The organism is Streptomyces sp. NPDC026575 (genome assembly GCF_055567415.1).
Genome location: NZ_JBVHQM010000006.1, coordinates 208,947 through 222,930, shown reverse-complemented (window position 1 = coordinate 222,930; position 13,984 = coordinate 208,947). Strand labels below are relative to the sequence as shown.

The following is a 13,984-nucleotide window of genomic DNA, read 5'->3' as shown; positions in this document are numbered from 1 at the left end:
GCTTGCCGTACAAGGTGGTCCAGACCATTGCGCCTGTCAAGGGCCCGGACGCGGGCCGGTGTTCCCGCAGCCGTCGCTCGGGGGGTGCGCGCCATTTCCCTACGGGCCGCTCGTGATGACGAGTAGCCCAGAACGTGTTCTCTGGGGCGTATCTCTGTGGATAAAGTGCTGAGCGTATGGCGCCGATGGCGCAGAGCTGTGCCGATCCGCGGTCCCGGGACCCCCGGAGGCCAAAGGGAGTGGGGGAGCGACGTGCCGACCGCGATTGCAGTCACCAGCCCTGACCTCGCGCTGCCGGCGACCGACCGGCAGACCCCCGCCGCCGTCGTCCTCCAGGCGCCTCGACGCCAGCCGCTGGACGACGCGCTCACGGAACTGGCCGCCGTGCTGGAGCACCACGGCCACCTCATCGCGCTGTACTCCTCCGCCTGCCCGCCCGAGCACGTCCGCCGGCTGCACACCCTGCGCGCCGTCCTGGAGAGCGACCGGTTCGCCATCGTGCCGGTGCCCCTGCCGCCGCTGGGCGTGGCGCTGCTCGCCCGGCAGCTGCGGCAGCTGTCGCTGTGCGGCTTCAGCCCCGGGGTGCTGGCCAGTTCGGCGCGGCTGCTGAGCCACTACATCCACGCGGGCGCCCTGCTGGGCAGCGTCAGCGGCCTGGACCGGGTCGAGGTCGATCTGCGCTCCCATATGAAGTCCTGGCTGCCCGGCGCGCACTTCGCGGTGCTGGCCAACCCCGAGCCGCGGCTGCTGCACCTGGACCGGCACAGCACCGAGGCCGGGCTGCCGGCCCCCGGGTTCGCCACCCAGCTCGCGGTCGCCCGCGGCCAGCTCACCGCGGAGTGGGTGACCGCCTCGCTCGCCCCGGCCTGGCAGGTGCAGGCGGTGTACGAGGAGCGGCTGCCGGCGGAGTCCGCCCGGTGGTGGGGGACCCAGAAGCTGATCGAGTTCGCCGCGGCCATCCCCGATCCGTCCGTGCTCCGCCAGTTGGTGGCCTCGGTACGGCGTGCGGAGTGCGGCTGGTGCGGTCTGGAGGTCCTCGGCGACCACTGCGCGTTCTGCGCGGCGCCGCTGGCACGGGACCGGAGCGCACGGGGCGGGTCGTCCGGGCGTCACCCCGCGGCCATAGCGGCGCCGGAGCCGGGCACCGCGCCGGCTCCGGCCACTCCCGCGCAGCCGGCATCCGCCCAGGACCCGGCCGCGGAAGCCGGGCGGCCGCCCGCGCCGTGGACGGAGCGCGGCCTGTCCCCGGTGGCGCCCTCGGGGGTGCCCGGCCACACGGGCGTACGCGGCGGTGCGCCCGGCGGCACCGGACCCGGGCAGCTGGACGTCCGCGGGCCGGGCGTCGCAACGGGCGGACCGGGCAGCGGAGTTGCGGGCACCCCCTACGGGTCCGGGCGCCCCGTACCGGGCAACCCCTACGCCTGCGACGGCCCCGCTGCCCCCGGCCGCTGGGACCTGCCCGGCCACCCCGACTTCGCCGGCCCTCCCGACCCGCCCGGCCACCCCGACCTCTCCGGCCGCCGCGAAGTCCCCGGCGCCCCGCGGACGGTGGCCCGCGTGCGCTGACCCCTGCCGCGCCCGGCCGCCCGCACCCACGACGACCGCCCGCCCCGTCCCCCGTCCCGATCGAGGTCCCTGCCCCATGAACTCACGTCAGCGCCGCGGAGTGATCCTGCTGGTCCTGTCGCTCCTGTGCGCGGTCGGCGCGTTCGTCGGCGTACTGTCGGTGATCAAGAACGTCGAGTCCAAGGTCGGCCCCGAAAAGACCGCTTACCGGCTCAGGACGGATGTCGCGGCCTATAAACCGCTGGATCCGGGGCAGTTCGAAAAGGTGAGGATGCCCGAGCGCTGGCTGCCGCCGACCGCCGTGACCGACCTGGACAAGGTCAGCGGCAAGATCGCGGTGACCCCGCTCAAGAAGGGCTCGCTGCTCCAGGTCGACATGGTCGTCGAGCGGCCCGCGCTGAAGCCCGGGCAGCAGGAGATCGCCATCATGATCGACGCCGCCACCGGAGTGGCCGGCAAGATCAACCCCGGTGCCCGGGTGAACATCTACGCCACCTTCGAGGGCAAGCGCCCCGAGGACAAGCCGGTCTCCAAGGTCATCGTGGCCGGCGCCCAGGTCATCGACGTCGGCCGGCTGAAGCCCCTGGAGGCCAAGGACCCGGGCGACACCACCACCGGCCGGCAGGCCGGCGAGGCCGTCCCGATCACCTTCGCGCTGGACACCCGGGACGCCCAGCGGGTCGCGTACGCCGAGTCCTTCGCCTCCCACGTACGGCTCGCCCTGCTCGCCCCGGGCAACGAGGCCGCCATCCCGCCCGGTCAGCGCACCTACACCCTCGACGGCGACAAGTGACCGGGAGGCTCAGGTGACCATCCGCATCCTCGCCGCGATCGGCGACCCGGACGCCGCACGCGCGGTCGGCTCGCTGCTCGACCAGCTGCCGGACGCCGAGCCGGCGCCCGCCGTCGCCGACTCCGCGGCGCTGCTCGACGCCCTGGCCGGCGCCGCCGGAAGCGGTGCGGCCCCGCCCGCGGGCCAGACCCCGCCCGCGGGCGCGTCCTCGGCCGTCGAGGCGCTCCCCGAGGTCGTGCTGGTCCATGAGCGGATCGGCCCGACACCGGCGCTGGAGGTGATCCGCGAGGTGGCGCTGCGCTTCCCCGCGGTCGGCGTGGTGCTGATCACCACGGACGCCGGGCCCGCGCTGTTCGCCGCGGCGATGGACGCCGGCGCCCGGGGCATCGTCGGACTGCCGCTCGGCTACGACGAGTTGGCCGCCCGGGTGCAGGCCGCCGCCCAGTGGTCGGCGGGCGTACGGGTCCACCTGGGGGGAAGCCCGGAGGCCGCCCCCGGGCCGGCCGGGACGCTGGTGACCGTCACCGGCGCCAAGGGCGGGGTCGGCACGACCGTCACCGCGGTGCAGCTGGCGCTGGCCGCGCGGGCCGCGGGCCGCAGCGTCGCGCTGGTCGACCTCGACCTCCAGTCCGGCGATGTCGCCTCCTACCTGGACGTCCAGTTCCGCCGCTCGATCGTCGACCTGGCGGGCATCCAGGACATCTCCGTACGGGTGCTCCAGGACGCGGTGCACGACCACCACACGGGGCTGGGGCTGCTGCTGGCACCGGAGGAGGGCGAGCGCGGTGAGGAGGTCGACGACCGCGCGGCCCGCCAGATCATCGGCGCGCTGCGCTCCCGCTACGAGGTGGTGCTGGTCGACTGCGGCTCCCAGATGCAGTCCGCGAACGCCGCCGCCGTCGAACTCGCCGATGCCGCCCTGCTGGTGACCACCCCGGACGTGGTCGCCGTACGCGCCGCCAAACGGCAGGTGCGGCTGTGGGACCGGCTGCAGATCCGCAAGGCCGAGGACACCACGACGGTGGTCAACCGCCTCACCCGCAGCACCGAGATCCAGCCGCCGCTGGTCGCCAAGGCCACCGGCACCCAGGTGGCCCGCACCCATGTCCCGGCCGCCTTCAAGGAGTTGCAGCCCTGCGTCGACGCCGGCCGGATGCAGGACCTGGACGGCCGGTCGACGGTCAAGCAGGCGCTGTGGGCGCTGGCGGGTGAGCTGGGGCTGGTGGACGCACCGGCCGCCCGGCAGGGGCGGGGCAGCCATCGGGCGCGTCCGTCGCTGACGGGGCGCAAGCGCAAGGCACTCACGGCGGGGGCGGCTCCCGGTTCCGGGACGGGTCCGGGTCCGGCGGCGGGGTCCGCCTCCGGGGCCGGTTCGGGGTCCGGTACCCGGTTCGGCGCGCGGCGGGGGCCGGCCGCGGCGTCGGGCGGCGCCGGACCGTTCGATCCGGCCGGTCCGTACGAGGAGGGCTGAGCGGTGCGGCGCCCCCTGGGCGGCAACGACCGCGGGCAGGTCTCCGTGGAGTTCCTGGGGCTGCTCCCGCTGATCCTGCTGGTGCTCGTCCTGGTGTGGCAGTTCGTGCTGGTCGGGTACACCTACTCGCTCGCCGCGCACTCCGCCGACCGGGGCGCGCGGGCCGCCACCGCCACGGAGGGCGGTGGCGCGGGCGCCTGCCGCACCGCCGCCGAGGAGCAGCTCCCGTCCGCCTGGCGGGCCGGGGCCTCGACCTCCTGCGGCACCGGGTCCGGTCTGTGGAAGGCCACGGTCCGGATCAAGGTCCCGGTGCTCTTCCCCGGTGCGGGCGACTTTCCGTGGACGGTCACCGGCACGGCCGGCGCCGCGAAGGAGGACCGAGGATGAGCGCCGCACGCACCCCCGGCCGCCCCGGCACCCCCCGCCGCCGCCCGCGCGTCCCCGCCCGGCTGCGCGGCCACGGCCGCGACCGGGGCCAGGCGTCCATCGAGTTCCTCGGCTTCCTGCCGATCCTGCTGCTGGTCGCGCTGGCCGTGGTCCAGCTGGGCCTGGCGGCGTACGCCGTGCAGCAGGCCGGCACCGGAGCGCGCGCCGCGGCCCGTACCGCCTCGATGGACCGGGCCGACCGCGAGAGCGATCCGCAGACCGCCGGCCGGGCCGCGATGACCGGCTGGGTCGCCGACGGCGCGTCGATCACCGTGGGCGGCGGGGGCGACGCGGTCCGGGCGACCGCGACCGTACGGATCCCCTCCCTCATCCCCGGCGTCGACTTCGGCTCCGCCAGCCGCAGCGCCACCATGCCCCGCCCCGAGACACCCGGCGCAGCGCGTCTGCACGAAGGAGTTCCAGCAGTGCCGGCCGCACCCGAAGCACAAGGAGCACAAGGAGCACCCCTGCGATGAGTCTGAAAGCCCGGATCGTCGCACCCGAACCCGCCGGTGAGGCGCGCCAGGACAGCACGATGGTCGCCGTCTATCGGGCCAAGCTGCTGGAGGAGATCGACCTCGCCGAGATGTCCTCGCTGGCCGCGGCCGAGCGCCGCTCGCGGCTGGAGCGCGTGCTGGGCCACATCATCAGCCGCGAGGGCCCGGTGCTGTCGACGGCCGAACGCTCCCAGCTCATCCGCCGGGTGGTCGACGAGGCGCTCGGCCTCGGGGTCCTGGAGCCGCTGCTGGAGGACGCCTCGATCACCGAGATCATGGTCAACGGCCCGGACCAGGTCTACGTCGAACGCTCCGGCCGGGTCGAGCTGGTCCCGGTGCGCTTCGCCTCCCACGAGCAGCTGATGCAGACCATCGAGCGGATCGTCTCCACCGTCAACCGCCGCGTGGACGAGTCCAACCCGATGGTCGACGCCCGCCTGCCGTCCGGCGAGCGGGTCAACGTCATCATCCCGCCGCTCGCCCTGAACGGTGCCACGCTCACCATCCGCCGCTTCCCGCGCGCCTACACCCTGGCCGAGCTCATCGGCATGGGCACGCTCGACGAGCAGATGCTGATGCTGCTGGCCGGGCTGGTCCGCGCCAAGTTCAACGTGGTGGTCTCCGGTGCGACCGGCGCCGGCAAGACCACCCTGCTCAACGCGCTCTCCGGACTGATCCCCGACGGGGAGCGGATCATCACCGTCGAGGACGCCGCCGAACTCCAGCTCCAGCAGTCCCACGTCATCCGGCTGGAGTCCCGGCCGCCCAACGTGGAGGGCAAGGGCCGGATCACCATCCGCGACCTGGTGCGCAACTCCCTGCGCATGCGCCCCGACCGCATCATCGTCGGCGAGGTGCGCGGCGGCGAGACCCTCGACATGCTCCAGGCGATGTCCACCGGCCACGACGGCTCGCTCGCCACCGTCCACGCCAACAGCGCCGAGGACGCCCTGATGCGGCTGCAGACGCTGGCCTCGATGTCGGACGTCAAGATCCCCTTCGAGGCGCTGCGGGACCAGATCAACTCCGCCGTCGACTGCCTGGTCCAGCTCACCCGGCACGCCGACGGCTCCCGCCGGATCAGCGAGATCGCCATCCTCGACTCACGCGGCCACGAGGACTACCGGATCACCACGGTCTGCCGCTTCGAGGCCCAGCCGATGGGCGCCGACCGCATCGTGCACGGCCGCTTCCGCTACTTCCCGCTGCCCCGCCGGGTCGCCGAACGCCTCTTCATGGCGAGCGAGCCCACCCCGCCCGCCTTCGGCGTCGCGGCCACCGACGACCAACTCGCCACCCGGAAGGCCACCTCATGACCGGCTGGGCCCTGACCACCGCCGCCGGGGGGCCGATCACGGCCGCCGGGCCGCCCCTCGCCCAGCTCACCATCGGGGCCACGCTGCTGTGCGGGGTGCTCGCGATCGCCGGCGTCCGCACCTACGCGGCCGGCCGCGCCCAGCGGCAGGCCATCGTCGACCGGCTCGACGACGACCACGGGCTGCCGGTGGCCGGACGGCGGCGCCGCTTCCCGTCCGTGGACCGCACACTGCGCGGCACCCGCTTCGGCCGGCGCCTCGAACTGCGGCTGGCCGCCACCGGCCTGGACGTCACCCCCGGCGAGTTCTTCGTCGGCATGCTCACCGCCGTCCTCGCCCTGTGGCTGATCGCCCAGGCCGTGCTCGCCCCCTTCTTCGGGCCGATCGCCGCACTCGTCGCGGTCTGGGCGGCGTTCGCCTTCCTCAACTGGCAGCGCCAGAAGCGCATCGAGAAGTTCATCAACCAGCTGCCCGAGCTCTCCCGGATCCTCGCCAACGCCACCCAGGCCGGACTGGCGCTGCGTACGGCGCTGGGCATGGCGGCCGAGGAGCTGGAGGCCCCGGCCGGCGAGGAGCTGGCCAAGGTCTCCGACAAGCTCTCCGTCGGCCACTCCATCGACGAGGCGCTCGGCGAGCTGGCCGAGCGCCTGCCCTCCCGCGAACTCGTCGTCCTGGTCACCACCTTGGTGCTCGCCAACCGCGCCGGCGGCACGGTCGTCGGCTCGCTGCGCAACCTCACCAAGACCCTGGAGGAGCGCAAGGAGACCCGCCGCGAGGTCCGCACCCAGCTCTCCCAGGTGGTCGTCACCGCCTATGTGGTCCCGCTGCTCGGCATCGGCACCCTGCTGCTGATGAACCGGATCGCCCCCGGCGCCATCGACCGGATGACCTCGTCGTTCCTCGGCCAGCTCGCGGTCGTGGTGGCCTTCGCCCTCTACGGCCTCGGCTTCTTCTTCATCCGCCGTCTGTCCAAGATCGACGTCTAACGGGAACGGAAGCCGGTATGGGAATCGGAATGGTGCTGGCCGCGGCGCTGGCGCTCTCGGTCGTCGGTATCTGCTGCGGTATCGCCCTCTACCGCCGCGAGGCCAGGCTGCCGCCCGACCTGGCGCTGTCGCTGGAGGTCGGCTCGACCCGTACGACGGCGGTCGGCTCGGCCGTGGACCGGGCCGGTATGCGCTACGCACCGCTCGTGCTGCGCCTGATGGGCGACAAGCGCACCGCCCGCATCCGCCGCCGCATCGACCTGGCCGGCAACCCCGGCGGGCTGACCGTCGACCGCTACGCCGCCCGCCGTGCCGTCTACGGCGCCCTCGGCTTCTTCGGCGCGCTGGTGATGTTCCTGCGCGGCCAGCCGGTTCTCGGCGTCCTGATGGTGCTCTTCGGCCTCTTCTGGAACGAGGTCGGCATCTGGGCCGCGATCCGCCAGCGCAAGGACACCATCGAACGCACCCTTCCGGACTTTCTGGACGTGCTGGCCGTCGTCGTCAGCGCCGGCCTGAGCTTCCGCCAGGCACTGGACCGTGTCGCGGAGAAGTACGAGGGGCCCTGGGCCGATGAACTCCGCATCACGCTCCGGCAGATGGACATGGGCGTCAGCCGCCGCGCCGCCTTCGAGGAACTGCGCAAACGCAACGACTCGGAACAGGTCGCCCAGTTCGTCACCGCCCTGCAGCAGGGTGAGGAGCTGGGCGCGCCCATCGTCGAGACCCTGATCCAGATCGCGAACGACATGCGGCGCACCGACGCCCAGAACGCCCGGCGGCGGGCCGCCCGCGCGGTCCCCAAGGCCACCATGGTCGTCACCACCTTCATGGTCCCGGCCACGATGATCCTGCTCATCGCCGGTTTCTTCCTCGGCTCGGGCACCAACTTCGGCTCCTTGATGGGCGACTGACCGTGCCGCACCCGCCCTGCACCGGACGCGGCGGGTGCGCCCGGCGGCAGCGCCCCGTACCCGGCCGGATGCGTACGGTTCGCCGTGCGCTTCTCGACAACACCTTCGCAGGAGCAACGAGTTGTGCCACAGTGGGTGGGCCGGCGGCCGGGGCCGCACCGCGGTGCGCCGCGGACCGCCGGCCCGTATGGGCATCGGAGCGGGGCAGTGTCCCGAAGGGGGAGCGGGGGTGGACAGGGTGCGGCTGAGTGGCCAATTCGCGCCGTTGTGTCCGTTGCCCGCGCCCTTTGCAGAGGAAGGGGTTCGGAATCCCTGTTCCGGGAACGCTGTTCCGGCGTACTTTTCTCGTGTCACGAGCGCGGACGAACGCGCCGACACCACGGGGGCAGACCAGCCGGACCAGAGCGGTACGGCCGCCCATGGAGGGGAATTCGATGGCGAAGCGGATTTTGGGGAACGACCGGGGACAGACCTCGATCGAGTACCTCGGCATCATCGCGGTGGTCGTGGCGATCGTCCTGGTCCTGTCGACCACGGACTTCGGCAGTCAGATCGCCAACGCCATCGCCAACAAGATCTCCGACGTCGTCGGTATCTAGGCACTTCCACCGCCGCCGTGACGGCCACGATCACGCGCCGCAGCCGGCGCGACGCCGGGCAGGCCTTTCCGCTCTACATCGTCGCGGTCGGGGGCCTGCTCTTTCTCGCGCTGGCGTTCTTCGCCGTGGGCCAGGCGGCGGCCACCCGAAACGGCGCGCAGACCGCCGCCGACGCGGCCGCGCTCGCCGCCGGCCAGAAATACCGCGAACTGCTCACCAAGGGCGTGCTCGACGGCCTCCGCGACGGGCGGTACGACAGCGACCGGGCTGCCTGGGAGGACCTGCTGAACGGGCGCGGGGCCCCCTCCGAGGGGGCCTGCGCGAGCGCGGACTGGTTCGCCGGCCGCAACGGCGCCGAGGTCGCCTCCTGCACGCCGGACTCCTGGCCCACCTCGTTCGCCGTCACCATCAAGACCAGCGACACCGTGGGCCGTTCGGTCATCCCCGGCACCGAGAGCAAGCACGCGTCGGCCGGGGCGACCTCCGTCGTCGGACCGCGCTGCACCCTCGACCCGGCCGAGGACGACGGCGGCACACCCGACAAGCCGGGCAAGGCAGCCGACGACCCAGGAGGGAAGGGCAAGGACGGCAAGGACGCCCCCGAGCCCACCGCCATCAAGATCACCTGCGACGGCAAGGGATGGACGCTCGACCCCGAGAACCTCCAGGATCTCCCCGACGCCGCCGACCTGTTCTCCGTACGCCTGGCCCGCTGAGCCCGCCCCGCACCGCCCCGACCGCCACCGCACCGACCCGACCGACCACACGACGATCGAAGGAATCGCATCCATGAGCATTCGGCGCACCACGAAGACCGCCAGGGGAGCGGTCGCCATGGCGAGCGCTGTCGGCCTGGCGCTCGTCGTGGCCGGCTGTGGTGGCGGCGGTGACGGCGGTTCGCGGGCGACCGACGACAAGAAGCCGCCGGCCCGCAGCCACGCCCCCAAGGACAGCGGCCCCGGCACGCCCGCGGCCGACTCCGCCAAGGTGATCGGCGAGATGAAGGGCCCCGACGGCGTGGTGGTCACGCTCAACTCCGTCGTTCGGGACTCCGGAGGCTTCGTCACCGTCAACGGCACGGTCACCAACCACGGCAGCCGCGCCTTCAACGCCATCGACTGGCGCTCCAACGAGACCGAGCTGCGCTCCCGCTCCTCCATCTCCGGAGCCACCCTCGTCGACAAGGCGGGCAAGAAGCGGTATCTGGTGCTGCGCGACACCAATGGCGAGTGCCTGTGCACGACCGGGCTGAGCGGTCTGATGCCGGGCGCCAGCCGCCCGATATTCGCGCAGTTCCCGGCGCCGCCCGCCAAGGTGACCGAGGTCGACTTCCAGCTGCCGACCATGCCGCCGGCCAGCGTCCAGATCACGGACTGAGCGGGCCGCGCCGATGACCGTGACCCAGCTGCCCCGGACCCCGCGTGCGCCCCGCGCCCGTACGGCCGTCACCGCCGCCGTCGCCCTGCTGCTGACCGTGGTGCTCACGGCCCCCGCCGCCCACGCCGACCCGCCGGGCGTGACCGAGGACTCCAGCCCCCCGGTCCGCATCGACCCCGGCGACCCCGATCTGCGGATGGTCCAGGGGGCCAGGCTCGCCCCCTCCAAGGTCCTCAACATCAAGTCCATCGTCGAGACCGACGACGGCTCCGAGCGCCGGCAGGACACCAACGACAACGTGACCTTCGCGCTCCAGGCCGAGGTCCTCTTCGGCAAGGACAGCGCCGAGCTGTCGCCGGACGCGCTGTCGCGGATCGCCACCATCGCCACGGAGATCAGGCGCCAGCACGCCACGAGCCTGCGGGTCTTCGGCTTCACCGACAACCTGGGCTCGGCGAGCCACGGCCTGACGCTCTCCCGTAAGCGCGCCAACGCGGTCCAGCAGGAACTGGCCAAGGACCTCGGCTCGTCCGTCGCCTTCCAGATCCGCGGCTACGGCGAGCAGTACCCCATCGCGGACAACTCCACGGAGGAGGGCCGCAAGAAAAACCGCCGGGTGGAAGTGAGCTTTCCTCGGGCCGGTGGGCCAGGCTGATCCCACGTTTCGCTGCGCTTTGCCCGCCTCCCACGTTGTCGGCTTTCCCGCCGTGGTGGTTGTTCGCCGTTGCTCCCCCACTGCCTAAAGGGCGTGGGAGGTACCCCCAGCGGCGGGCGTGGGTTTGTCGGGTGCGGTGACAGCCCTACGGACTTCGTCCTACGGTCTGTCCCCTCCCGTGGGTGGGGGTTGGGGAGGCCGGTGGGGGCGGGCCTGATCCGTCGACCGCGCGCGCACGAAGGCTGACGTTCACCCCCACGGTTTTTTCCCACCCACCCACGGGAGGGGGCGGGCCGGAGGGGTAGGGGTTCCGGACGTAAAGCGAAGCAGTCCGGAACCCCTACCCCTCCGGACCGACACCGGCACCCGAACAGCCCCGCGCAGCGGCTCCAGCCCGCCGCAGGCGCAACGGCGAGAAACTCTCACGGCGGGAAAGCCAAAAACGTGGGAGGCGGGCCAAGCGCAGCGAAACGTGGGAAGCAACCCCAAGCGCAGCGGTTATTTGGACTGAACGATCCAATATCTGCTAAAATGCCCCCATGGCGCGACCCAGGAAGTTCGACGAGGCGCGGGCCGTCGACGCGGCGATGAACGCGTTCTGGGTCGCCGGCTATGAGGCGACCTCCACCCAGGACCTGTGCGACGCCACAGGACTGGGCCGCAGCAGCATCTACAACACCTTCAAGAGCAAGCACGACCTCTTCGAGCGGGCCCTGGCCCGCTATATGGAGTTCAAGAACGGCGAGCTGTTGGAGCTGCTGGAGGGCGAGCTGCCCGCGCGGCCGAAGCTCCGCGCGCTGCTCCAGCGGGTGATCGACGACGAGGCCGCGTACGCGGACGGCCGCGGCTGCCTGGTCGTCAACACCTGTGTCGAGGTGTCGGCCCACGATCCGTCGGTCGCGGCCTCGCTGGAGCGGGACTACGGCGTACGGCTGGAGGCGATCCGCGCCGTGATCGAGTCCGGCCAGCGCGACGGCGACATCGCGCCGGACAAGGACCCCCGCACCCTCGCGCACCTGGTCATCGCCACGATCGGCGGGCTGCGGGTCTCGGCCCGTGCCGGGGTCGACCGCGCGGCGCTGCAGAGCGTCGCGGACGCGGCGCTGACCGCGGTCTGAGCGGGCCGGCCCGCACCGTACCCCCTCACCCGGCGTCCGCGCCCCGTACGGTCACCAGGAGCGCGCCCGCCGCGGCGAGTGCGGCCACCACGAGGCCGAAGGCGGTGGCGGCCGCCGGGAGGCCGATGGCGTCGCCGAGGTAGCCGTCGGCTACCGGGAGGACGCCGGCGAGGAGGTAACCCCCGGCGTTCAGGCCCGCGTTGGCCTCCGCGCGGCGGGCCGCCGGGACCTCGCGGCTGAGCAGGGTCAGGCCGCCCAGCTGGCCCGCCCCCTGCCCCGCGCCGGCCAGCACCACCGCGGCGACCAGCGGCGGGAGGGTGGCGGTGTGCACGGCGGCGACCAGGGCCAGGGTGCCGGCGATGGTGGCCGCGCCGGACGTCAGCAGCACCGTACGGACCGTCAGGCGCCGTACCGCGAACTGCACACCGGCGGCCGCCAGGAACATCACCAGCGCCAGTCCGCCCGCCAGTGCGCGGTTCGCCGTACCGAGGAGTCCGGCCAGCAGGGACGGCCCGAGCGACAGCACGAAGGCGGTGGCGCTGATGCCGGGGGCGAACGCCGCGAGTCCCAGGGCGAGATGGCGGCGGTTGTCGCGCGGGACCGCCGGCAGGCGCACCCAGGACCGCGGGCGGGCGGTCCCGGTGTCGGCCCCCGGTCGCCGTCGCGGCAGCGGCATCCTGACCACCACCGCCAACGCCGAGGCCAGCAGGGCCGCTTCGACGGCGAAGACGGTGACGGTCGGCGCGGGCGCGGTCTGCGACAGCACCCCGGCCAGGACGGGGCCGATCCCGGCGCCCAGCACCATCGCGGTGGAGGCCAGCAGCGGGCCGATCCGGCGGCCGGCCGCGAGGTCGGTGACCGCGGCCATCCCGGCGGAGACGGCCGCGCCGGTGGCCGCGCCGGTCAGCAGCCGGGCGGCGGCCAGCGCGGCCACCGAGGGCGCGGTGGCGTAGCCGAGGCAGGCGATGACGGCCAGCAGGAGCGCGGGGATCAGCACCGGCTTGCGGCCGAGGCGGTCCGAGGCCGCGCCCGCCACCAGCAGCGCGCCGAGCAGCCCGACCACGTAGGCGGCGTAGACCAGCGTCAAGGTGCCGGAGCCGAAGCCCAGTTGGCGCTGCCACACCCCGTACAGCGGCATCGCCGCGTTCGACAGGGTGAAGATCGCGGCCACCGGCCAGGCGGCGAACCAGACCTCGCGGACGGGCGGCGGTGCGGGTGCGGGTGCGAGTGCGGGCGGTGTCGCGGTCCGGGCCGGCGGCGCGGTGCGGGTTTCGGGCATGGGGGTCCCCTCCTCATCCAGACTGTACGAGATGATTCGTACAAGCAGTACGAGGAGATTCGTACAGGCATTGGCAGTACGATGCAAGTCGTACTAGCGGTAGGTGGTCGAGAGGGAGGAGCGCCGGATGTCGTCCAGGACAGCGGCACGGACCGACGAGGCGGAGGAGAGCGGCGCGGTCCGGCTCGATATCGCCGCGCTCCGGCGGCCCGTTCCGCCCGACGCGCCCGATCCGCTGCCGGAGCCGGCCCGCGAGGCGCTGCGGCTGGAGTCCGTCATGGGCGCGCTGAGCGATCCGCTGCGGCTGCGCATCGTGCGCACGCTGCTGCTGGAGTCGGAGGACTTCGACCACACCTGCGGCTGGTTCGGCCTCGACCGGCCCAAGTCCTCGCTGACCCACCACTTCCGGGCCCTGCGGGAGGCCGGTCTGATCCGTCAGCGGCAGTACGGGCTGGAGCGGCGCAGCCATGTCCGGGTCGACGATCTCCAGGCCCGGTTCCCCGGCCTGCTGGCCCTGGTCGCCGACTGGCGGGAGTGAGCGCGCGGCGCGGCGGTCAGCGCGGGCCGGCGGCCTCGACGGTCAGGCGCAGGCCGGGACGCAGGCCCCACCGGGACATCGCGCCGGCCTCCGCCTCCAGGACGTGCCGGGCGCGCAGGCGGGGGCGGCCCAGCCGGCCCGGCCGCATGGTGCGTACGGCCAGCACCGTGAAGTCCCGCCCCAGATAGGCGACATCGATCGCGAACCGCATCCGGAAGGTGTGCACACCGCTCGCCGGGGTCAGCAGCAGCGCCCCCTCGACGCCGTCGCGGCCCAGCAGGCCGCGGGTACGGGCGCGATAGGACGCCGCGATCTCCACCGGAATGCCGGTGTCCGCGCCGTGCAGCATCCCCGGTCCGTTCTCCCAACGCGCCATGCGCAGCGTTCTATCAGCTCCCCCGGGGCCCGGCCCACCCTTGAGGGGTGCGGGCCGCCGGACACGCTCTAAGGTC

General features: G+C 73.4%; 16 protein-coding genes. 14 read left to right on the top strand and 2 right to left on the bottom strand.

Annotated elements, in window-relative coordinates:
• Nucleotides 1-252: 252 nt before the first annotated feature.
• The 13 genes from ACZ4NB_RS10805 (at nucleotide 253) to ACZ4NB_RS10745 (ending at nucleotide 11,715) form a co-directional block, all read left to right on the top strand.
• On the top strand, nucleotides 253-1,566 hold the full coding sequence (locus tag ACZ4NB_RS10805) for a hypothetical protein (protein ID WP_467660121.1): 1,314 nt from the start codon (nucleotides 253-255) through the stop codon (nucleotides 1,564-1,566).
• 76 nt (nucleotides 1,567-1,642) lie between these two features.
• The gene (gene cpaB, locus ACZ4NB_RS10800; protein ID WP_467660120.1) at nucleotides 1,643-2,359 is read left to right on the top strand and encodes a Flp pilus assembly protein CpaB; all 717 of its coding nucleotides are present in this window, start codon (nucleotides 1,643-1,645) and stop codon (nucleotides 2,357-2,359) included.
• 13 nt (nucleotides 2,360-2,372) lie between these two features.
• Nucleotides 2,373-3,830 (top strand): AAA family ATPase, encoded by a 1,458-nt coding sequence (locus ACZ4NB_RS10795; protein WP_467660118.1) that lies wholly within the window; start codon nucleotides 2,373-2,375, stop codon nucleotides 3,828-3,830.
• Nucleotides 3,831-3,833: 3 nt separating this feature from the next.
• The gene (locus tag ACZ4NB_RS10790) at nucleotides 3,834-4,217 is read left to right on the top strand and encodes a TadE/TadG family type IV pilus assembly protein (RefSeq protein WP_467660116.1); all 384 of its coding nucleotides are present in this window, start codon (nucleotides 3,834-3,836) and stop codon (nucleotides 4,215-4,217) included.
• Nucleotides 4,214-4,732, top strand: coding sequence for a TadE family protein (locus ACZ4NB_RS10785; RefSeq protein WP_467660114.1), 519 nt, complete (start codon nucleotides 4,214-4,216; stop codon nucleotides 4,730-4,732). Before ACZ4NB_RS10790 ends, ACZ4NB_RS10785 begins: the two co-directional genes overlap by 4 nt.
• A complete protein-coding gene (locus ACZ4NB_RS10780) occupies nucleotides 4,729-6,069 on the top strand; it encodes a CpaF family protein (RefSeq protein ID WP_467660112.1) in 1,341 nt (446 codons plus the stop codon). Before ACZ4NB_RS10785 ends, ACZ4NB_RS10780 begins: the two co-directional genes overlap by 4 nt.
• Entirely contained in the window at nucleotides 6,066-7,055 is a 990-nt protein-coding gene (locus ACZ4NB_RS10775; RefSeq protein WP_467660111.1) for a type II secretion system F family protein, read from the top strand. Before ACZ4NB_RS10780 ends, ACZ4NB_RS10775 begins: the two co-directional genes overlap by 4 nt.
• 17 nt (nucleotides 7,056-7,072) lie before the next feature.
• Nucleotides 7,073-7,966 carry a DUF5936 domain-containing protein gene (locus ACZ4NB_RS10770; protein ID WP_467660110.1) on the top strand — a complete coding sequence of 298 codons (894 nt, stop codon included), beginning with the start codon at nucleotides 7,073-7,075 and terminating at the stop codon, nucleotides 7,964-7,966.
• 434 nt (nucleotides 7,967-8,400) lie between these two features.
• Nucleotides 8,401-8,565 (top strand): membrane protein, encoded by a 165-nt coding sequence (locus tag ACZ4NB_RS10765; protein WP_018089307.1) that lies wholly within the window; start codon nucleotides 8,401-8,403, stop codon nucleotides 8,563-8,565.
• A gap of 17 nt (nucleotides 8,566-8,582) precedes the next feature.
• The gene (locus tag ACZ4NB_RS10760; protein ID WP_467660108.1) at nucleotides 8,583-9,281 is read left to right on the top strand and encodes a pilus assembly protein TadG-related protein; all 699 of its coding nucleotides are present in this window, start codon (nucleotides 8,583-8,585) and stop codon (nucleotides 9,279-9,281) included.
• A gap of 73 nt (nucleotides 9,282-9,354) precedes the next feature.
• Nucleotides 9,355-9,942 carry a hypothetical protein gene (locus ACZ4NB_RS10755; RefSeq protein ID WP_467660106.1) on the top strand — a complete coding sequence of 196 codons (588 nt, stop codon included), beginning with the start codon at nucleotides 9,355-9,357 and terminating at the stop codon, nucleotides 9,940-9,942.
• A gap of 13 nt (nucleotides 9,943-9,955) precedes the next feature.
• Nucleotides 9,956-10,597, top strand: a complete 642-nt coding sequence (locus ACZ4NB_RS10750) for an OmpA family protein (RefSeq protein ID WP_467660105.1) — start codon at nucleotides 9,956-9,958, stop codon at nucleotides 10,595-10,597.
• Nucleotides 10,598-11,136: 539 nt separating this feature from the next.
• A complete protein-coding gene (locus tag ACZ4NB_RS10745) occupies nucleotides 11,137-11,715 on the top strand; it encodes a TetR/AcrR family transcriptional regulator (RefSeq protein WP_467660103.1) in 579 nt (192 codons plus the stop codon).
• Between the two features lie 25 nt (nucleotides 11,716-11,740).
• On the opposite strand, the gene ACZ4NB_RS10740 is transcribed toward ACZ4NB_RS10745, so the two are convergent.
• Entirely contained in the window at nucleotides 11,741-12,994 is a 1,254-nt protein-coding gene (locus ACZ4NB_RS10740) for an MFS transporter (protein WP_467660102.1), read from the bottom strand.
• Nucleotides 12,995-13,121: 127 nt separating this feature from the next.
• Between ACZ4NB_RS10740 and ACZ4NB_RS10735 the strand changes: the two genes are divergently transcribed.
• The gene (locus tag ACZ4NB_RS10735) at nucleotides 13,122-13,532 is read left to right on the top strand and encodes an ArsR/SmtB family transcription factor (protein ID WP_467660100.1); all 411 of its coding nucleotides are present in this window, start codon (nucleotides 13,122-13,124) and stop codon (nucleotides 13,530-13,532) included.
• A gap of 16 nt (nucleotides 13,533-13,548) precedes the next feature.
• Here the strand turns inward: ACZ4NB_RS10735 and ACZ4NB_RS10730 are convergent, their stop codons facing one another.
• Nucleotides 13,549-13,908, bottom strand: a complete 360-nt coding sequence (locus tag ACZ4NB_RS10730; RefSeq protein ID WP_467660098.1) for a DUF192 domain-containing protein — start codon at nucleotides 13,906-13,908, stop codon at nucleotides 13,549-13,551.
• Between the last annotated feature and the right edge of the window lie 76 nt (nucleotides 13,909-13,984).